The sequence below is a fragment of the Methylobacterium sp. Gmos1 genome (assembly GCF_053764715.1).
Genome location: NZ_JBSNCC010000012.1, coordinates 45513 through 64489, shown reverse-complemented (window position 1 = coordinate 64489; position 18977 = coordinate 45513). Strand labels below are relative to the sequence as shown.

The 18977-nt window shown below is 71.9% G+C and carries 15 protein-coding genes; 8 read left to right on the top strand and 7 right to left on the bottom strand.

The window, feature by feature from the left end; genetic code table 11:
• Positions 1 to 189: 189 nt before the first annotated feature.
• Positions 190 to 1071: a 3-keto-5-aminohexanoate cleavage protein gene (locus ACS5PV_RS21265; RefSeq protein WP_455397338.1), complete on the bottom strand. Its 882-nt coding sequence runs from the start codon at positions 1069 to 1071 to the stop codon at positions 190 to 192.
• A 110-nt stretch (positions 1072 to 1181) separates the two neighbouring features.
• Between ACS5PV_RS21265 and ACS5PV_RS21260 the strand changes: the two genes are divergently transcribed.
• Positions 1182 to 2162, top strand: a complete 981-nt coding sequence (locus ACS5PV_RS21260) for an acetamidase/formamidase family protein (RefSeq protein ID WP_455397337.1) — start codon at positions 1182 to 1184, stop codon at positions 2160 to 2162.
• A 4-nt stretch (positions 2163 to 2166) separates the two neighbouring features.
• Positions 2167 to 2802, top strand: coding sequence for a flavin reductase family protein (locus ACS5PV_RS21255; protein WP_455397336.1), 636 nt, complete (start codon positions 2167 to 2169; stop codon positions 2800 to 2802).
• On the opposite strand, the gene ACS5PV_RS21250 is transcribed toward ACS5PV_RS21255, so the two are convergent.
• On the bottom strand, positions 2792 to 3463 hold the full coding sequence (locus ACS5PV_RS21250) for an RraA family protein (RefSeq protein ID WP_455397335.1): 672 nt from the start codon (positions 3461 to 3463) through the stop codon (positions 2792 to 2794). The genes ACS5PV_RS21255 and ACS5PV_RS21250 overlap by 11 nt on opposite strands.
• Positions 3464 to 3604: 141 nt before the next feature.
• On the opposite strand from ACS5PV_RS21250, the gene ACS5PV_RS21245 reads away from it, so the two are divergent.
• A complete protein-coding gene (locus ACS5PV_RS21245; RefSeq protein ID WP_455397334.1) occupies positions 3605 to 4423 on the top strand; it encodes an SDR family NAD(P)-dependent oxidoreductase in 819 nt (272 codons plus the stop codon).
• Positions 4420 to 5199 carry a 2-keto-4-pentenoate hydratase gene (locus ACS5PV_RS21240; protein ID WP_455397333.1) on the top strand — a complete coding sequence of 260 codons (780 nt, stop codon included), beginning with the start codon at positions 4420 to 4422 and terminating at the stop codon, positions 5197 to 5199. The genes ACS5PV_RS21245 and ACS5PV_RS21240 overlap by 4 nt, the downstream gene beginning before the upstream one ends.
• Before the next feature lie 163 nt (positions 5200 to 5362).
• Here the strand turns inward: ACS5PV_RS21240 and ACS5PV_RS21235 are convergent, their stop codons facing one another.
• Positions 5363 to 7744: a methyl-accepting chemotaxis protein gene (locus tag ACS5PV_RS21235; protein WP_455397332.1), complete on the bottom strand. Its 2382-nt coding sequence runs from the start codon at positions 7742 to 7744 to the stop codon at positions 5363 to 5365.
• A 131-nt stretch (positions 7745 to 7875) separates the two neighbouring features.
• Complete coding sequence (locus ACS5PV_RS21230) at positions 7876 to 8937, bottom strand: SDR family oxidoreductase (protein ID WP_455397331.1); 1062 nt, start codon at positions 8935 to 8937, stop codon at positions 7876 to 7878.
• Positions 8938 to 9229: 292 nt separating this feature from the next.
• Here ACS5PV_RS21230 and ACS5PV_RS21225 point away from each other — a divergent pair, with 292 nt between their 5' ends.
• Positions 9230 to 11080 (top strand): potassium transporter Kup, encoded by a 1851-nt coding sequence (locus ACS5PV_RS21225; protein ID WP_455397454.1) that lies wholly within the window; start codon positions 9230 to 9232, stop codon positions 11078 to 11080.
• Positions 11081 to 11100: 20 nt separating this feature from the next.
• On the opposite strand, the gene ACS5PV_RS21220 is transcribed toward ACS5PV_RS21225, so the two are convergent.
• On the bottom strand, positions 11101 to 11493 hold the full coding sequence (locus ACS5PV_RS21220; RefSeq protein WP_455397330.1) for a VOC family protein: 393 nt from the start codon (positions 11491 to 11493) through the stop codon (positions 11101 to 11103).
• Positions 11494 to 11588: 95 nt separating this feature from the next.
• Positions 11589 to 11936 (bottom strand): VOC family protein, encoded by a 348-nt coding sequence (locus tag ACS5PV_RS21215; protein WP_455397329.1) that lies wholly within the window; start codon positions 11934 to 11936, stop codon positions 11589 to 11591.
• 102 nt (positions 11937 to 12038) lie between these two features.
• On the opposite strand from ACS5PV_RS21215, the gene ACS5PV_RS21210 reads away from it, so the two are divergent.
• Positions 12039 to 13388 (top strand): NAD(P)H-dependent oxidoreductase, encoded by a 1350-nt coding sequence (locus ACS5PV_RS21210; RefSeq protein ID WP_455397328.1) that lies wholly within the window; start codon positions 12039 to 12041, stop codon positions 13386 to 13388.
• A gap of 355 nt (positions 13389 to 13743) precedes the next feature.
• Here the strand turns inward: ACS5PV_RS21210 and ACS5PV_RS21205 are convergent, their stop codons facing one another.
• Positions 13744 to 16125, bottom strand: coding sequence for an EAL domain-containing protein (locus ACS5PV_RS21205; RefSeq protein WP_455397327.1), 2382 nt, complete (start codon positions 16123 to 16125; stop codon positions 13744 to 13746).
• A gap of 355 nt (positions 16126 to 16480) precedes the next feature.
• Here ACS5PV_RS21205 and ACS5PV_RS21200 point away from each other — a divergent pair, with 355 nt between their 5' ends.
• Together ACS5PV_RS21200 and ACS5PV_RS21195 are read left to right on the top strand one after the other, a co-directional pair.
• The gene (locus ACS5PV_RS21200) at positions 16481 to 17692 is read left to right on the top strand and encodes an ABC transporter substrate-binding protein (protein ID WP_455397326.1); all 1212 of its coding nucleotides are present in this window, start codon (positions 16481 to 16483) and stop codon (positions 17690 to 17692) included.
• On the top strand, positions 17692 to 18936 hold the full coding sequence (locus ACS5PV_RS21195; protein WP_455397325.1) for a cytochrome P450: 1245 nt from the start codon (positions 17692 to 17694) through the stop codon (positions 18934 to 18936). Before ACS5PV_RS21200 ends, ACS5PV_RS21195 begins: the two co-directional genes overlap by 1 nt.
• Positions 18937 to 18977 lie beyond the last annotated feature (41 nt).

Sequence of the window (18977 nt, the reverse complement as noted above, 5' to 3'; positions counted from 1 at the left end):
GCAGTTTGTCGCATAAATATCTTATTGTCGAGTCCTATATGTTTGGCCAAAAGAACAGTGCAATTATACGTCTGCTGATACGTTTCGACGAATTAGACATGTTGCTTATCAGGATAAAGCAGATATAAAAATTATAATAATATGCAATATTGATATTAGATACACATGCAAGTAATGTTCCCGTAAGTTCTATCGACCCAGATCGCGCGCTGTCAGATTGCGCCGCACCGCCTCCGCCCCCACCACTGTTCCACCGCCCGCCTCGATCGCCCGCCGCGCCGTCGCCACCCACTCCCGGTTGCCGCGCGCGCTCCTCCACGGCGCATCCTCCAGCCCGACCCGGACGTGACCGCCGCGGGCGACCGCCGCCGGCACCAGCGGCAGGATGTCGACGCCGAGGCCCGCCACCATCCAGGGGGCGCCCGGCGCGCACTCGGCGAGCAGCGCCAGGTGCGCCGCGAGATAGGCCTCCCGCGGCGGAAACCCCCAGGCGAACTCGTCGGAGAACATGAAGCGGTAGATCGGCACCGGCGGGCGCGGCTCCAGGCCAGCGAGTGCGGCGCCGAGCCGCGTGAAGCCCGGCTCGTAGATGGCGTAGCCCGGGCGGATGCGGTGGGTGCGGGCGATGCGCAGGCCCTCGCGGATGTCGGCCATCGGGTTCTGGTAGAGGAAGCCGCTCGCCTCGTCAGAGGCCTCGTCGTAGCGCAGGAAGGTGGTCGAGCCCGGATCGCACACCGCCCACTCGATCAGGCCGCGCCGGGCCAGCTCCTCGGTATGGGCGTAGCGCGTCGGCGCGCTCGCGGCGTAGTCCGAGCCGGCGAGCGGGATCGTCGGGTAGACGATCACGTCGGCTTTCGCGCGGATGCCCTCGATGATGCGGGCATAGGTCTCCCAGGCGTCGTTCTGGCGCCCGGTCTCGGGGTCGTAGGCGTGGACGTGGACGATCGCCGCTCCCTCCGCGGCGGCGGCGAGCCCGTCGGCCACCACCTCCTCGACCGTGATCGGGATGCCGGGCTGGCGCTCGCGCCCCCACGGCCCGTTCAGGGCCGCCTCGATCCAGATCTCCGCCATCGCGCACCTCCCGCTGTTTTGGGGGCATCATGCGCCGGACGCGGGGCGCTGTCTTCCTCGGCGGCTCGGCTCTTGCAGGAACCGCAAGGGCCGACATCCCGGGAGGATCCATGCCGACGCACCACGAGATTCCCGCCACGCCCGACACGATGGTGATGGGCTACTTCGACGCCGCCCTGCCGCCGGTGCTGACGGTGGACTCCGGCGACACCGTCACGCTGCACTCCCACCCGGCCGGCGGGCGGGCCTCGCTCCATCCCGATCCCGCCCGCCACCCGGCCGACTACCTCGCGGCGCTCGACGCGCTGTCGCCGGGCCCCGGGCCGCACTTCGTCACCGGGCCGGTCCACGTCCGCGGCGCGGTGCCGGGCGACGTGCTCCAGGTCGACATCCTCGACCTGAAATTCCGGATGGACTGGGGCTTCGTCGCGATCCTGCCGCTCCTCGGCACCCTGCCGGACGAGTTCACGGAGTACGAGACCATCCATCCGGACATCGACGCCGAGCGCGGCGTCGCGGTGCTGCCCTGGGGCACGGAGCTGCCGCTCGACCCGTTCTTCGGCATCCTCGCCACCTCGCCGCCGCCGGCCTGGGGGACGGTGACCTCGCCGGTGCCGCGCCGGTTCGGCGGCAACATGGACAACAAGGAGCTCAAGGTCGGCACCACCCTCTACCTGCCGGTGCTGGCGGAGGGCGCGGGCTTCTACGCCGGCGACGGCCACGGCGTGCAGGGCGACGGCGAGGTCTGCATCACGGCGCTCGAGACCGGGCTCACCGGCACGTTCCGGCTGACCCTCCGCAAGGACCTCGCCCTTGACTGGCCCTTCGCCGAGACGCCGACCGACCTGATGTCCATCGGCCTGCACGAGAGCCTCGACGAGGCGATGCGCCAGGCGGTGCGCGAGATGATCCGCCACGTCTGCGCCCGCACGAACCTCACCCGCAACCAGGCCTACATGCTGTGCTCGCTCGCCGGGAACCTGCGCATCACCCAGACGGTCGACGGCAACAAGGGCGTGCACATGCTGCTGCCGAAGAGCGCCTTGCCCGAAGGCTCCTTGCCGAACGGCGCGCTTCCCGGGAGGCCGTGAGCGCATGGACCTGCGCTTCGACGATCTCCCGTCCCGCGACCGCTACCGCCTGCTCACCGCGCTGGTGACGCCGCGGCCGATCGCCCTCGTGACCACGCGCTCGGCGGCCGGCACCGACAACGCGGCGCCGATCAGCTTCTTCCAGGTGCTCGCCGAGGAGCCGCCGATCGTGGCCCTCAGCTTCAACCTGCGCTCCGACGGCACGCTCAAGGACACCCCCCGCAACATCGCCGAGACGGGCGAGTTCGTGGTCAACCTCGTCGACGAGGCGCTGGTCGCAGGCATGACGGTCTGCGCCGCCGAGTTCCCGCACGGGGAGAGCGAGATCCCGGCGGCGGGGCTGACGCTCCTGCCCTGCACCGGCGTCGGGCCCGGGCGGATCGCCGAGGCGCCGGCGAGCCTCGGCTGCCGGACCCACACGGTGATCGACCTCTCGCCCGAGCGCCGGATCGTGCTCGGGCAGGTGGTGTCGCTGCACGCCGACGACGACCTCTTCACCCCGGACGGGCGCCACCTGCGCGACGGTGCCTTCCTGCCGGTGGGGCGGCTCTACGGCGACCTCTACGCCCGCACCGGGGACCGCTTCGCGGTGCCCCGGGTCACGCCGGAGGAAGCGAGGAAATCCCGCCTCACCCCCTGACCGCGTCCGGCACCCCGAACACCGCGAGCGTGGTCTCCCCGGCCGAGAGCCGCTTCTCCCAGCCGATCTCGGCCCGGGCCCGCTCCTCGGCCCTGGCGATCAGGCCCTCGGCCGCCTCGCGCGGGATCACCACGACGCCGTCGTCGTCGCCGAGGATCAGGTCGCGGGCGCGCACCGGGGCGCCGCCGATGGTGACGGGGGCGTCCACGGTGCCGCCGTCCTTCGAGGCCGGGCCGCGCGCCGTGACGTGGCGGGTGAACACGGAAAAATCGCTCCAGCCGCCGAGGATGCCGGTGTCGCGCACCGCCCCGTCGGCGACGAGCCCGACGATGCCCTTGCGCCGCGCCGCCGTCGAGAGAAGGTCGCCGATCATCGCGACGTCGCCCCGCCCGCCGGCATCGATCACCACCACGTCGCCGGCCTCCGCCACCGCGATCGCGTGGTGCACCGCGCCGTAATCCTTCGGATCGCACGAGGCCGTGACGGCGCTGCCGATGAGCGACGGCCCCCCGGCGATGCGCCGCAGCGGCCGGATCGCCGGATCGACCTGGGTGCGGCCCTCCAGGAGATCGACCACCACCGCCACCGGCACGGCGGCGAAGCGCGCGATCAGGTCGGCGGACAGGCGGGGCGGGGTCCCGGCGATGATGCGGGTCGGCATGGCGTCTCCTCCTGGCGTTCGGCCTTTGGCGTCCGGCCGTCTTCGCTTTTGCGGCCGGTCCCCGATCCCTATAGGCTTGTCGGCAACGCGCCGACAGGCGCGAGGCAAGAATCGCCCCACGGGGCACGAGGGAGGACCGACATGGCGGAGGGCGGGAGCGCCCCGGGCTCGCGGCGGCTCGAGGGCAAGGTGGCTTTGCTGTTCGGCGCAGGCTCGGCGGGGCCGGGCTGGGGCAACGGCAAGGCCGCGGCGGTGACCTTCGCGCGCCACGGCGCCCGGGTGGTCTGCGTCGACGTGCGGCGCGAGGCGGCGGAGGAAACCGCCGAGATCATCCGGCGCGAGGACGGCGCCGCCACGGCTGCGTCCTGCGACGCCACCGATTCGGGCGCGGTCGCGGCCCTCGTCGCCGAGGTGATGGCGGCGCAAGGGCGCATCGACGTGCTGCACAACAACGTCGGCTACGCCCAGATGGGCGGGCCGATCGAATTGAGCGAGGCCGACTGGCACCGCACCCTCGACCTCAACCTGACCACCTGCTTTCTCACCTGCAAGCACGTGCTGCCGCACATGCTGGCGCAGCGCGGAGGCAGCATCGTCAACATCTCGTCGGCGGCGGCGATCCGCTACACCGGCTATCCCTACGCGGCGTACTACGCCGCCAAGGCCGCGGTGAACAACTTCACGCTCGGCCTGGCGCTGCAATACGCGAAGGACGGGATCCGGGTGAACGCGATCATGCCCGGGTTGATGAACACGCCGCTGATCCACCAGCAGATCTCCGGCCAGTACCAGGACCCGGCCGAGATGGTGCGCGCCCGCGACGCCGCCTGCCCGATGGGCCGGATGGGCACCGCCTGGGACGTCGCCAACGCGGCCCTGTTCCTGGCCTCCGACGAGGCCGCCTACATCACCGGCGTGGCGCTGCCCGTCGATGGCGGCCTGACCGGGAGGGTCGCGTGACGCTTCAGGCGACCTCCGATCTGCTGTGGCGGCACTGGCGCGAGGGAACGCTGCTCGCCGCGATCCCGCCGGACCTCGCGCCCGCCGACCGCTCGGAAGCCTACCGGATCCAGGCACTCCTGGAGCCGCGCAGCGCTCGCCCCCTCTACGGCTGGAAGATCGCCGCGACGAGCCTCGCGGGCCAGCGCCACATCGGCGCCGACGGCCCGCTCGCCGGCCGGCTGCTGGCCGAGCGGGTCCTGGACGCCGACACCCCGGTGCCGCTCGCCGGCAACCAGATGCGGGTGGCCGAGCCCGAGGTGGCGTTCCGCATGGGGGCCGACCTGCCGCCGCGGCCCGAGCCCTACACGCTCGACGCGGTGATGGCGGCGGTGGCCTCGGCCCATCCGGCGATCGAGTTCCCGGATTCGCGGCTCGAAGCCTTCGAGCGGGCAGGGGAGGCGGCGCTCATCGCCGACAATGCCTGCGCCCACCTCTTCGTCCTCGGGCCCCGCGCGCCCGAGGGCTGGCGCACCATCGACCTCGCCGCCATGCCGACCCGGATCGGGGCCGAGGGCAGGCCGCCCCATGACGGCCGCGGCGGCAACGCCCTCGACGACCCGCGCCTGGCGCTGACCTGGCTCGCCAACGCCCTGTCGGCGCAGGGGATCACCCTGCGCGCTGGGGAGGTCGTGACCACCGGCACCACCGCGGTGCCGCTGCCGGTCGAGCCGGGGGACGTGGTGCGGGCGGAGCTCGGGGGATTGGGTGAGCTGACGGTGCGGGTCGGCAGCTGACCGTGATCCGCCTGAGCGTCGTCTCGGCCCTGCAGTCAGGGCCGACGGACGGATGGGTGGCCCGCGCTTCTGTTCCGGACTCCCGAAATGCAGCTGGGGTGGACGAGGCCATCCCCGTCCACCCCCTTCGTTCGGTTTCGCCTGCGACGTGCGCGATCGGGCGTCAGGCCGCCTTCACCCCCTTCAAGAACTCCGCCACCTCGCGCTCCAGCTCCCCGGCGTAGCGCCCGAGCCGATCCGCGGCGCCGAGCACCTCGGCCGCGGCCGCGCCGGTGCTGCCGGCCTCGCGCTGCACCGCCACGATGCCGGTCGTCACGGCCTGCGTCCCTTGCGCGGCGTGCTGGACGTTGCGGGCGATCTCCTGGGTCGCCGAGCCCTGCTGGTCGACGGCGCCGGCGACCCCCTCGGCGATCTCCGACATCCGCTCGATCACGCCGGAGATGTCCCGGATCGCCTGCACGACGCCGCCGGTGGTCTCCTGGATGTGGCCGATCTGCTGGGCGATCTCGGCGGTGGCGCGGCTCGTCTGGCTCGCCAGGTCCTTGACCTCGGCGGCCACCACCGCGAAGCCCCGTCCCGCCTCGCCGGCCCGCGCCGCCTCGATCGTGGCGTTGAGCGCCAGCAGGTTGGTCTGGGAGGCGATCGAGGAGATCAGCGCCACGATGTCGCCGATCTGGTCGGCGGACTTCACCAGCCGCTGCACCGTCTCGTCGGTGCGGCGCGCCTGGTCGACCGCGTCGCGGGCGATGTCGGAGGACTGCGCCACCTGGGCGGCGATGCCGCCGATCGAGACCGACAGCTCCTCGCTCGCCGCCGCCACCATCTGGACGTTGGCGAGCGTCTGCTCGGCGGCGCCCGCGACCTCGGTCGAGCGGCCGTTCGTGGTCTCGGCGGCCTGGGTCATGGCGCGCGCCGTCGCCTCCATGCCGGCGGCGGCCGCGCCCAGCGTCTCGGTCATCGCCACCACGTTGGCCTCGAAGGAGCGGGTGACGGAGTCCAGCCGCGCGGCCCGCTCGGCCTTGGCGGCGGCCTCGGCGGCGGCCGTCCGGTCGGCCTCGTCCTTGGCGATGAGCGCCTCGCGGAACACCCGCACGGTGCCGGCCATCGCGCCGATCTCGTCGCGGCGTGCTTGCGCCGGCACCTGCGTGCCGAGGTCGCCGCCGGCCAGCGCCCGCATGGCGCCCGACAGCTGGTCGATCGGCCGGGTGATGCCGCGCCCGATCAGGAGGGCGAGCGCCGCCCCGATGGCGCAGGCAAGCCCGACGCCGCCAGCGAGCAGCCACAAGGCCCGGTCGCGCTCGGCGGCGAGCTGGGCGAGCTCGTTCGCGCCGATGCCCTGCGCTGCCTGGACCAGCTCGGCCGCGCGCCGGTCGAGGTCGGCAAAGATCTTTCCTTGCGCCTCGTTGGCCTTCACGATCTCCGGGATGCTGTCCTTGAACGCGCGCACCTTGGCGCCGAGGTCGCGCAGGACCGCCTGGGCGGCGGTGTCGATGTCGCCGTACTGGATCGTCTCGGCCTGGTCGATCAGCGCGGCGGCGGTCTCGTCGAGGGCTTTCGCGGCGGCGGCGTCGCGGGCGAGGATCAGGCTCTGCTCCAGCCGCTCGGCCTCCTTGGCGGCGCTGATCGCCTTGCCGCTGGCGACGAGCAGGCTGGTGCCCGAGGCGACCTTGTCCTGCTGCTGGCGCAGGCTCACCTGGGCGGCGGTCTGGGCGTTGTTCTGCGCCTGCTCGATCTGGCGCAGGCCGACGACCAGGCCGCCGAGCAGCGGCGCGAGATCCTCCGAGAGCGCCGCCTTGCCGCCCGGCCCCAGCGGCTCCTCGAGCTTGGCGCGATACTCCTCGAGGGCCTTCAGCGCCGGGTCGACCGCCTCGACCGACGTCATGGCGCCTAGGCGGCGCAGCAGCACCGCGACCGAGTTCACCTTCGACTGGATCTCCAGCTTGCCGTCGTCGCCCTCGCCGGCGAGGTAGCCGACCTGGAGCACCTGCATCTCGAGCGCCGAGCGGATCGCGAAGGCCACGACGACGCCGGTATTGGTGGCGCTCTTCTGGTCGGCGAGCGCCCGTTCGAGGGCCTTGCCGGCCTCGGCGAGCTGGCGCTCCTGGGCCGCGCCGATGCCGGCGACCGTCGACTGCAGCTCGCCGATCAGGGCGGCGTGGCGCTCCTGGAGCGCGCGCTTCTCGCCCTTCTGCGCCCCGAACGCCTTCACGGCGGCCTCGAACCCGTCGAGGGCGCCGCCGATCCCGGCGGCGGCGGAGGCCGCGCTCGGATCGTTGGCGAGGCGGCCCGAGAAGGCGCCGGCGCTCGCCCGCACCCGTCCGATCGCCGCCTTGAGCGCGTCGTCCCGGCGCGCGTCGTCGCTCTTCAGGGCGCGGTCGGTGGCCAGGGCGAGATCGCCGATCTCGCCGGCCAGGAGCTGCGCCGCGTTGGCCGTGTCGACCCGCCGGGCAAAGCCCGTCAGGCTGTGCCAACCGATCACCGCAACCGCGACCGTCAGCAGGAGGATGAGGCCGAACCCCCCGAATACGCGCGCCCTGATGGACATTCTCTTGTGTCTCCTTGTCAGAGCCAAGATAGCCACAGGGTCTGAACCAATTCCTACTATAGATCCACAACCTTTGGTTGATCTGACATATCCTGCCGGTGAGGGTCCGGCGCCGGGGCGCCGGACCGGAATCACGGGATCAGCCGGTCGGCGCGCAGGCGCTCGAACAGGTCGAAGAAGGCGTCGTCGGTGGGCTGGTAGTCGAGGAAGCCGAGGCGGCGGCTCTTGCTCATGTCGGTGACGACCTCGATCGGCCGGCCGAGATCGGCGTCGGTGTGCCAGGGCGAGGCGAGGCGGTCCAGGTCCGGCTCGGCGAGGTTATGCTTCTTCGCGATCTCGGCCCAGAGGGGCGCGTCGCCGGCCATCTGCTCCTCCAGCGGCCGCATCGTGCCGTCGAAGGGCGCCGGGTCGATCCCGAACCAGGCGGCGATGCGGCCCCACATCCAGCTCCAGCGGAAGACGTCGCCGTCGACCACGTTGAAGTCCTGGTTCGCGGCCTGGGGCGCGGTCGAGGCCCAGAGCAGCTGGCGGGCCAAAAGCCGCGCGTCGGTCATGTCGGTGAGCCCGTTCCACTGCATGGCCGAGCCGGGGAAGCGGAACGGCCGGCCGGTCTCGCGGCAGAGGGTGGCGTAGACCGCGAGCGTGGTGCCCATGTTCATCGCGTTGCCGACGGCCTTGCCGATGATGGTGTGCGGCCGGTGCACGCTCCACGAGAAGCCGTCGCGCTTGGCCGCGGAGAAGACCTCGTCTTCTTGTGCGTAGTAGAAGTTCTCAACCGGCAGCCGGCCCTGCTCCTCGCGGAATGGGGTCTGGGGCACCGCGCCCTTCCCGTAAGCCTCGAACGGCCCGAGATAGTGCTTCAGCCCCGTCACCAGGGCGACGTGGCGCACGCTGCCGGCCGGCCGCAGGGCGTCGAGGAGGTTCCTCACCATCGCGCCGTTGACCCGGATCATCTCGGCCTCGGTCGGCCGGCGCATCCAGGTCGAGAGCACCACCCGGGTCGGCCGGTGCGGCGCGAGGGCCCGTCTCAGGCCCTCGGGATCCTGGAGGTCGGCGGCGACCGGCACCACGCCCTTCTGCGCCGGCGGATTGCGGGCGAGCCCGAGCACGGTCCAGCCGGCCTCCCCCATCACCGTCGCCGCGGCGCTGCCGACGATCCCGCTCGCGCCGACGATCAGCACGGTCTCCGTCATGTCCGGTTCCTCTGTTCGTTCCTGGTCGGCGGGACAACGCCTGTCGGGCGGGCGGGTCCCGCGCGGCAATCGCGCCCTGCCCTCAGGGCATAGCTTCCTCGCCTAAGCCATGGCCTGCACGGAGCCCGAGGGGAAGATCCGCGTTCCTTGACGCGGCAGCGGGGCCTTGAGCGCCCGGGCATGCCGGCGGAGGCGACCCGTGGGCCAGCTCATCGGCACCGAGGACGAGACCTCGTCGAACACGGGGCGGACGGCACAGGCGCACGAGCCGGCGCGGCGGCTGAAGCCCGCCCTGCTGCTCGGTGCCCTCGGAGTCGTCTACGGCGACATCGGCACGAGCCCGCTCTACGCCTTCAAGGAGGCGGTGCGGGCGGCCGGCCACGGCCATGCCGAGCCGGCGGCGGTGATCGGCGCGGTGTCGCTGATCCTGTGGGCGCTCATCATCGTGGTCTCGCTCAAATACGCGGTGCTGATCCTGCGCGCCGACAACCACGGCGAGGGCGGCATCGTGGCGATGCTGGCGCTGCTCGGCGCCCGCCATGCCGAGCCGAGGAGCTGGGCGGGCCTCCTCCTCATCGTCGGCCTCGTCGGCGCCGCGCTCCTCTACGGCGACGGGGCGATCACCCCGGCGATCTCGGTGCTCAGCGCCGTCGAGGGACTGAAGGTCGAGGCGCCCGGCCTCGCCCGCGCGGTCCTGCCGATCACCCTCGTCATCCTGGTCGGGCTGTTCCTGATCCAGAGCAAGGGCGCGGCCTTCATCGGGCGGATCTTCGGGCCGGTGATGCTGGTCTGGTTCTGCGTCCTGGCGCTGCTCGGCTTGGGCGGCATCTTCCAGTCGCCGCAGATCCTGTCCGCCCTCAACCCGCTGAAGGCGGTCGACTTCCTCACCCATGCGGGCTTTGCCGTCAGCTTCGCGATGCTCGGCGCCGCCTTCCTGGCGGTGACCGGCGGCGAGGCGATGTACGCCGACCTCGGCCATTTCGGCGCCCGGCCGATCCGGCTCGCCTGGTTCGGCCTGGTGCTGCCGGCCCTCGTCATCAACTATTTCGGGCAAGGGGCGGTGCTGCTCGCCGAGCCCGACGCGATCGAGAACCCGTTCTACCGCCTCAGCCCCGACTGGGCGCACTACCCGCTGATCGGGCTCGCCACGCTCGCCACCGTCATCGCCTCGCAGGCGATCATCTCGGGCGTGTTCTCGCTGACCCAGCAGGCGGTGCAGCTCGGCTTCCTGCCCTACATCCGCATCGTCCACACCGCGCGCGAGGAGCGCGGCCAGATCTACGTGCCGATCGTCAACTGGCTGCTCGCCGCCGCGACCCTGAGCGCCGTGCTGATCTTCGAGACCTCGGACGCGCTCGCCGGCGCCTACGGCATCGCGGTCTCGCTGCTCATGGCGATCACGACGCTGCTCGCCGGGCTGATCGCCCGGCGCTGGGGCTACAGCCTCCTCCTCGTCCTCCTGGTCAACGGGCTGTTCCTGGTGATCGACCTCGTGTTCCTGTCGGCCAACAGCGTGAAGGTGCTCGAGGGCGGCTGGTACCCCCTGGTCCTCACCGCGATCGTCGCCGTGACGATGCTGACCTGGCTCCAGGGCACGCGGCTGATCGAGGCCTACCGGGTCGGCGCCCGCCAGGACGAGGCGGTGTTCCTGGCCCGCTTGCGCGACGACCCGCCGATCCGCCTGCCCGGCGCGGCCGCCTTCCTCTCGGCGGCCACCAAGGGCATCCCGCTCCACCTGACCCGCTTCCTGGAGCGCAGCCACGCCCTGCCGTCCCGCTGCACCATCGTCACCGCGCTCTACGAGGAGATGCCGGTGGTGCCGGAATCCGAGCGCGCCGAGGTGACCCGGATCGCCCCCGACCTCTACCGGGTGACCCTGCGCTACGGCTTCATGGAGGACGCCTCGATCCCGGAAGGGCTGGCCTGCGCGGTGGCGCATCGCGGCCTGCCGGCCGATTTCGTCGAGGACGTCACGGTCTTCGTCGGCCACGAGACGATCATCCCCAAGCGCGACCACCGCGGCATGGCGACGTGGCGCGAGACCCTGTTCGCCTTCATGATGCGCAACGGCGAGCGCACCGGCGCCTTCTTCTGCGTGCCGGCCCGGCAGGTGGTGGAGGTGGGGACGGAGATCGAGATCTGAGGATCCTTGCCAGCCCTGCTTCAGCTGATGAGGTTGCTCACCTCGATCAGGTTCTCGTCGGGATCGTAGAAGTAGACCGACAGGATCCGGCCGGTCGCGCCCGTGCGCTCGATTGGCCCGCCGATGATCGCGACACCCTCCCGCGTCAGGTGGGCGACGACCTCGGTGAGCGGCGTATCGGTCAGCAGGCAGAAATCCCCGGCGCCGCGGCTCGGGTGGCGGGTCTGCGGATCGACGCTCGCGTGCAATTGCTGGAGATTGATCTTCTGGGACCCGAAATGCAGCGCCCAGCGTTTCGGCGCGATCTCGCGTGCTTCAAGGCCGAGCGTGCGTTGGTAGAACTTCACCGTCGCGTCGATGTCGAGGACGACCAGCACGAAGTGGTCAATGGCGCGGATGCGGATCGGAGTCATGATTTCGTCCCAGCCACCGGCCGCTCCCCCAGCTTCGTCCCAAGCCGGAGCAGGTACCCGTCCGGATCCTGCACCAAGAACTGGCGCTGCCCGACCTAGCTGGTACCGGCCCAGTACCAGGCATCCTCGACCGCCATGAACAGCGGCCAGCCGGCCGCCTCCAGCCGGCCCAGGACCGGCTCCACCGCCGCGACCTCGATCTGGAGGTTGATCCCGCGGCCGAAGGGCTTGTCCATCGGGCCGGTCAGCCAGTGCCGGGCGGATGGGTTGTACTGGTCCAGCATCACCTGCGCCCCGTCGAGATCGAGGTAGGCGAAGTGGTTCTCCGGCCGGTCATAGGCGATCCGGAAGCCGATCAGGCCGATCCAGAAACGTAGGCTCGTGGCGAGATCGGCGACTACGAGCTCGGGGACCAGTTTGGCGCGCGCCAGCGTCATCGTCATGCTCGTCCCCATCCCGACCCCGGTTGACCTCACGCTGTCGATCCCCGACGGTTCACGCAACGGCGCCGTGAGCGCCGAGATATCGGGACGGGGAGGGGGAACATGAGCCTGTACCACAAGCTCGCCGCGCGGGCCGAGGCCGGCAACCCGGTGCGGATCGGGGTGATCGGCGCTGGCAAGTTCGGCTCGATGTTCCTGTCGCAGGCGCCGCGCACGCCGGGGCTGCACGTCGTCGGTATCGCCGATCTCGATCCGCAGCGGGCGCGCGCCGCCCTCGCCCGGGTCGGCTGGCCGGCGGAGCGCTACGCGGCGACGAGCGTCGCCGAGGCGATGCGCCGGGGCACGACCGTCCTCACCGACGACGCCGAAGGGCTGATCGCCAGTGACGGGATCGAGGTGATCGTCGAGGCGACCGGGCACCCGGGCGCCGGCATCCGCCACGCGCTCGCCTGCTGCCGGCACCGGCGCCACATCGTGATGGTCAACGTCGAGGCCGACGCGCTCGCAGGGCCGCTCATCGCCCGCCGGGCGGCGGAGGCCGGCATCGTCTATTCCTTCGCCTACGGCGACCAGCCGGCGCTCATCGCCGAGATCGTCGACTGGGCCCGCACGGCGGGCTTCCGGGTGGTCTGCGCCGGCAAGGGCACGAAGTACCTGCCGGTCTACCACGCCTCGACCCCCGACACGGTCTGGGGCCATTACGGCTTCTCCGAGGAGCAGGTGGCCGGCGGCGACTTCAACCCGCAGATGTTCAACTCCTTCCTCGACGGCACCAAGTCGGCGCTGGAGATGGCGGCGGTGGCCAATGCCTGCGACCTGACCCCGCCGCCCGCCGGCCTCGCCTTCCCGGCTTGCGGCGTCGACGACCTGCCGACCCTGCTGCGCCCCGAATCCGCCGGCGGCATCCTGCCGGTCGACGGCACGGTCGAGGTCGTGTCGTCGCTGGAGCGCGACGGCCGCCCAGTGTTCCGCGACCTGCGCTGGGGCGTCTACGCCACCTTCGAGGCGCCCTCCGACTACGTCCGCAAGTGCTTCTCGGAGTACGGCTTGAAGACCGACCCGAGCGGACGCTACAGCGCGATGTACAAGCCCTACCATCTGATCGGGCTCGAACTCGGGCTCTCGGTCGCCAGCATCGCCGTGCGAGGCGAGCCGACTGGCGCAACGCGCGGCTTCTCCGGCGACGTGGTGGCGACGGCCAAGCGCGACCTGAAAGCCAGCGAGCGCCTCGACGGGGAGGGGGGCTACACCGTCTACGGAAAGCTGATGCCGGCGGCCGATTCGCTCAGGGCCGGCGGCCTGCCGATCGGCCTCGCCCACGGCCTCACCCTCACCCGCCCGGTCGCCGCCGGCCGGCCGGTGTCGTGGAACGACGTCTCGTTCGCGGCCGACGACCCGGTGATCCGGTTCCGGCGCGAGATGGAGGACGTGTTCCGGTCCGAGGCGGGGTGAGAGCCGCCGCTTCCGGCGACCCATCCCTCGCAGAAGGCAGGGCTGCCCGGGAAAAGACAAAGCGCAGGAATCCCCTCTCCCCGCGGGCGGGAAGAGGGCTCCGCCCCCCTTGTCGGGGGTGGAGCGGGGGTGAGGGGGTGGTACCGGAGAAGTCTCATCCGGAGATACCCCCTCACTCCCGCCCTGCGGGCTTGCCGAACCCTCTGAACGAGGGTTCGGCCCTCTCCCCGCCCGCGGGGAGAGGGGAAGACCCGCGCCATTCTTTTCCCCAGACAGCCCCCTGCGTAGAGGGGGAAGGGTTACGGGTGCGCTCGACCGTCCGTCGTCGATCACTCCCGGCCGGCACGTCCTCGCCTCACCCCACCTCCAGCGGCACCGGCCGGCCGAACAGGTAGCCTTGCGCCTCGGTGCACCCCGCCTGCCGCACCGCCGCGAGCTGCGCCTCGGTCTCGACGCCCTCGGCGGTGACCGTCGCGCCGAGCTGGGCGGCGATGCCGACCACCGCGCGAACGATCGCGGCGGTGTCGGGATCGGCGATGTCGGCGATGAAGGAGCGGTCGATCTTGATCGCGTCGAAGGGGAAGCGGCGCAGGTAGCTCAGGCTGGAATAGCCGGTGCCGAAATCGTCGAGCGCGATGCGCACCCCGAGGCGGCGCAGGGCCGGCAGAAGGTCGACCGCCTCGCCGCCGTCGATCAGCAGGCTCTCGGTGATCTCGATCTCGAGCCGGTCGGCGCTTAAAGCCGCTTCGCGCAACGCGGACTGGACCGCGGCGGTCAGCGAGCCGTGCTGCACCTGCGCCGCCGAGACGTTGACGGCGACCCGGGTGCCGTCGCTCCAGGCGGCGGCGTCGCGGCAGGCCCGGCGCAGGATCCAGGTGCCGAGGCGGTCGATCAGGCCGGTCGTCTCGGCGAGCGGGATGAAGGAGGCCGGCGGCACCAGGCCGCGGGTCGGGTGGCGCCAGCGCACCAGCGCCTCGCGGCAGACCACCTGGCGCTCGCCCACCGTGACGATCGGCTGGTAGTGCAGCTCGAACTCGCCCCGCTCCAGCCCGAGGCGCAAGTCGAGCTCGAGGCCTTGCTGCTCGGCGAGCGCCGCGTCCATGCCCGGGTCGTAGAGCCGGAAGGTGCTGCGGCCGGCGGCCTTGGCGCTGTAGAGCGCCCGGTCGGCCCGGGCCATCAGGGTGTCGGCGTCGCCGCCGTGGCAGGGGCTAAGCACGACGCCGATGCTGACGCCGACATGCATCGGCCGGCCGGCGACCGTGACGGGCTGCTGCATCGCCTCGATCAGGGCGGCGGCGGTCCGCGACGCCGAGAGCGGGTCGCCGTCGGCGAGGAGCACCGCGAACTCGTCGCCGCCGAGCCGCGCGATGGTGGCGCCGGCCTGAAGGACGCCCCGCAGGCGGCGGGCGACCTCGCACAGCAGCGCGTCGCCGGCGGCGTGGCCGAGCGTGTCGTTGACGACCTTGAACCGGTCGAGGTCGAGCCACAGGATCGCCCCGGCGCCGGCGGCGAGCAGGGCGTCGAGGCGCTCGCGGAAGAGGGTGCGGTTCGGCAGGTCGGTGAGGGCGTCGTGGCGCGCCATGTGGGCGATGCGCCGCTCGGCCTCGCGCCGCGCCGTGATGTCCTCGACCTGGAGCAGCGTCCCGGCCGGGTCGGGCGGCAGGTGCAGGCGCACCGCCGAGACCCGCGCCCACATCGGGCTGCCGTCCCGGCGCGGAAAGCGCATCTCGCCCACCGCCGGCCCGTGCTCCTCCGCCCGGGTTACCGCTTCCGCCAGCAGCCCTTCCAGCACGCCGGCATCCTCGGGCAGGACGAGGGCGGCGAGCGCCTGCCCGACCGGGTCGGGCCCGTCGCCGAGGGCGGAGCGGAAGGCGCGGTTGGCGTCCGCCAGCCGTCCGTCGGCGGCGACCACCAGCATCCCGGCGGGCGCGTGCTCGATGATGCCGCGAAACAGGCTCGCGCTGCGGCGGGCCTCGGCCCCCTCGGCCCGGAGCGCCGCCTGCTCGCGCTTGAGCGCGCTGATGTCGAAGTGGAAGCCGGTGCGCTCGCCGCCCTCGCGCACCCGCTCGATCACCCGGATCCAGCGCTCGCCCGGCAGCGGCACCTCGAACGGCGCGCCGGCGAAGCGCTGCGACTCGCGCAGGTGCGCCAGGAGATGGGGCGGCGGTGCGGCGCCGGATTCCTGCCAGGCCCGGGCCACCACCGCCTCGAGGGTGAGGCCCGCGGCCTTGCCCGGAGGCAGGCCGTAGAGCTGGCCGAACTGCCCATTGGCCGAGACGATGCGCCCGTCGGCATTGGCCGCCGCGATGCCGTCCGGCGCGCCGATGCGCAGATCGGCGGGGTTGGAGCGGGGAGAGGGATCGGGCTCCCGGGTGATCTGGCGCCACAGCCGCACCCGGCCGAGGCCCGGGATGGTCTGGGCCGAGACCTGGAGCCAGGTGCCGCGGTGCTCGAACTCGAACGGCCGGGTCTGGGCCTGGTGGCGCGCGATCCCGCTCGCGATGTATTCCTCGACGTAGGGCAGCTCGTCGGCGGTCAGGCGGGTGCGGTAGAACCGCAGCAGGTTCTCGCGGTAAGGCTCGCCGACATGGACGAAGCCGTCGTGCTCGGGGAAGAAGTACAGGAAGGTCTGGTTCCAGGCGAGCGTGCGGTCTTCGGCGTCGAACACGCACAGGCCGATGTCGAGGCCGTCGAGCAGGTCGGCGAGGAGGCCGAGGCTCGGCTTGGGCTTCAGCATGGCTTCGACATGCGAGCGACCTCGGTGGCTCTTCCTGGCGTCGGTGCCGGCCGTCGCCGCCCACTCCCGGGACGTTTCGGCAGCGGCAAAGCGTAGCGCGCTTCGCGGCCCGGCCCAAGGTCCCGCGAACCGGGTTTGCACGGACAGTTCGACCATCGTCCGCCCGCGGGGCGGCGCAGGATGCGTCCGGACCGGAGCGCCGGTGCCGAAGAACCCATGTGCCGAAGAACCCTCGTGCCGAAGGGCCCTCGTGTCGAAGAAGCCTTGCCATGCCGGCGCGGATCGGCTGTGAAGGCGGAAGTGACGACAAAGGCGACCACGCGCGGACGACGCGGGCGCCGGGAGGAACCGAGCGATGATCCGTTTCACCACCGCCCTGGGCGGGGCGCTCCTCGCGCTCGCGGCGCTCAGCGCTCCGGCCGCGGCGCAGATCTCCGACGACGTGGTGCGGATCGGGGTGCTCACCGATCTGTCCGGGCCCTACGCCGACAGCGGCGGGCGCGGCTCGGTGGCGGCGGCCGAGATGGCGGCCAAGGATTTCGGCGGCACGGTGAAGGGTAAGCCGATCGAGATCGTCTCGGCCGACCACCAGAACAAGCCGGACGTGGCATCGAGCATCGCCCGGCGCTGGTACGACGTCGACAAGGTCGACGCCGTCGTCGACCTGCCGGTGACGGCGATCGCGCTCGCCGTCCAGGCGGTCGCCAAGGAGAAGAACCGCACGGTGATGATCACCGCGGCGGCGACTTCCGACCTCACCGCCAAGACCTGTTCCCCGGTCAGCTCGCACTGGACCGACGATACCCATGCGCTCACCGCCGGCACGGCGCGCGCGGTGTTCGAGCGCGGCGGCAAGTCCTGGTACTTCATCACCGTCGACCACGCCTTCGGCCACGCCTTGCAGAAGGAGGCGACGACGGTGGTCGAGGCGCTCGGCGGCAAGGTGGTGGGCACCTCGCGCCACCCGATCAACACCGCCGACTACTCGTCCTTCCTGCTCCAGGCCCAGAGCTCGGGGGCGGACGTGGTCGCCTTCGCGAGCGTGGGCGACGACTTCACCAAGGCGGTCAAGCAGGCCGACGAGTTCGGCCTGACGAACGGGCGCCAGACGCTGACGGGCTTCCTCGTCTACGTCACCGACATCAAGGGCCTCGGCCTGCCGGTGGCGCACGGCCTGACCTTCTCGGAAGCCTTCTACTGGGACCAGAACGACGCCGCCCGCGCCTTCGCCAAGCGCTTCTTCGAGCGCACCGGCGCGATGCCGACGAAGAACCAGGCGCTGATCTACGCCGCCGTCACCCACTACCTGAAGGGGGTCGACAAGGCCGGCACCGACGAGGCGGTGGCGGCGAATGCCGCGATGCGCAGCCTGCCGGTGGCGTTCTTCGACCACCCCGCCACCTTGAGGGCCGACGGGCGCCTCCTCTACGACCCCGTTCTCTACCGGGCGAAGGAGCCGTCGGCCTCGAAGGGCCCGTGGGACCTCTACGAGGTGCTGCGCACCATCCCGAAGGAGGAGGCGTTCCTGCCGATGAACCCGGCCTGCGCCGGCAACGGGCGCGGGTGATGAGCGACCCCGCCCTCGTCCGCGGCTTCGACCTCCGGCGCCTGCCGGAGGGCTTCATCGACGATCCCTACCCGGTCTACGCGGCGCTGCGCGAGCACGCGCCGGTCCACGTGATGGGTTCAGGCCCTGCGGGCGAGGCGCAGATCCTGCTGTCGCGCTACGCCGACCTGGAGCGCGTCTACAAGGACGCCGCGACCTTCAGCTCGGACAAGACCGTCGAGTTCGGCGCGAAGTTCCGGGTGGCGGAGGACGGGGCCTGCCCGCTCTACCGCCACCACACCACGAGCCTCGTCTTCAACGATCCCCCGCGCCACACCCGGGTCCGGCGCATCATCGCCGGGGCGCTGACGCCGCGGGCGGTCGCCGCGATGGAGGCCGGCATCGTCGCGCTGGTGGACGGCCTGCTCGACGCGGCCGAGGAGCAGGGACGCATCGACCTGATCGAGGACTTCGCCGCCGCGATCCCCGTCGAGGTGATCGGCAACCTGCTCGGCGTGCCGCGGGCGGAGCGCGGGCCGTTGCGGTACTGGTCGCTGGCGATCCTCGGCGCCCTCGAACCGGTGCTGTCGGCCGAGGTCGAGGCCGCCGGCAACCGGGCGGTGACCGAGTTCCTGGCCTATCTCGCGCACCTCGTCGCGGATCGCCGCCGGCACCCGGGCGACCCGGACAAGGACATCCTCACCCGGTTGACCCAGGGCGAGGTCGGCGGCGAGCGGCTCTCGCCGGAGGAGCTTTTGCAGAACTGCATCTTCATCCTCAATGCCGGGCACGAGACCACCACCAACCTGATCGGCAACGGGCTCCACCTGCTCTCCGAGCATCCCGGGACGCGGGCGCGGCTGCTCGCCGAGCCGGACCTGATGCGCAAGGGCGTGGAGGAGATCCTGCGCGTCGAGAGCTCGAACCAGCTCGGCAACCGCGTCGCGACGGGCGCCTTTTCGATCGGCGGGCACGACTTCCCGGCCGGCACCCAGATCACGCTGTGCATCGGCGCCGCCAACCGCGACCCGGCGCAGTTCCCCGACCCCGACGCCTTCGACGTCGCCCGCGACCCCAACCGCCACCTCGCCTTCGCCAGCGGCATCCACCAATGCGTCGGCATGGCGGTGGCCCGGCTCGAGGGCCGGATCGCGCTGTCGCGCTTCCTCGCCCGCTTCCCGGATTACCGCCTCGACGGCGCGCCCGTCCGCTCGCAGCGCGTGCGCTTCCGCGGCTTCCTGCGGCTTCCGGCGCGGCTGGGGTGAGATCGGGGTAGATATCCCGAGTATCCGGGCTAGCAGCGGTC

Coding starts and splice junctions, on each gene's coding strand:
- ACS5PV_RS21265 (WP_455397338.1), bottom strand. CDS start 1,071: ATGGCGGAGATCTGGATCGAGGCGGCCCTGAACGGGCCGTGGGGGCGC.
- ACS5PV_RS21260 (WP_455397337.1), top strand. CDS start 1,182: ATGCCGACGCACCACGAGATTCCCGCCACGCCCGACACGATGGTGATG.
- ACS5PV_RS21235 (WP_455397332.1), bottom strand. CDS start 7,744: ATGTCCATCAGGGCGCGCGTATTCGGGGGGTTCGGCCTCATCCTCCTG.
- ACS5PV_RS21255 (WP_455397336.1), top strand. CDS start 2,167: ATGGACCTGCGCTTCGACGATCTCCCGTCCCGCGACCGCTACCGCCTG.
- ACS5PV_RS21215 (WP_455397329.1), bottom strand. CDS start 11,936: ATGACGATGACGCTGGCGCGCGCCAAACTGGTCCCCGAGCTCGTAGTC.
- ACS5PV_RS21195 (WP_455397325.1), top strand. CDS start 17,692: ATGAGCGACCCCGCCCTCGTCCGCGGCTTCGACCTCCGGCGCCTGCCG.
- ACS5PV_RS21200 (WP_455397326.1), top strand. CDS start 16,481: ATGATCCGTTTCACCACCGCCCTGGGCGGGGCGCTCCTCGCGCTCGCG.
- ACS5PV_RS21245 (WP_455397334.1), top strand. CDS start 3,605: ATGGCGGAGGGCGGGAGCGCCCCGGGCTCGCGGCGGCTCGAGGGCAAG.
- ACS5PV_RS21210 (WP_455397328.1), top strand. CDS start 12,039: ATGAGCCTGTACCACAAGCTCGCCGCGCGGGCCGAGGCCGGCAACCCG.
- ACS5PV_RS21205 (WP_455397327.1), bottom strand. CDS start 16,125: ATGCTGAAGCCCAAGCCGAGCCTCGGCCTCCTCGCCGACCTGCTCGAC.
- ACS5PV_RS21220 (WP_455397330.1), bottom strand. CDS start 11,493: ATGACTCCGATCCGCATCCGCGCCATTGACCACTTCGTGCTGGTCGTC.
- ACS5PV_RS21230 (WP_455397331.1), bottom strand. CDS start 8,937: ATGACGGAGACCGTGCTGATCGTCGGCGCGAGCGGGATCGTCGGCAGC.
- ACS5PV_RS21250 (WP_455397335.1), bottom strand. CDS start 3,463: ATGCCGACCCGCATCATCGCCGGGACCCCGCCCCGCCTGTCCGCCGAC.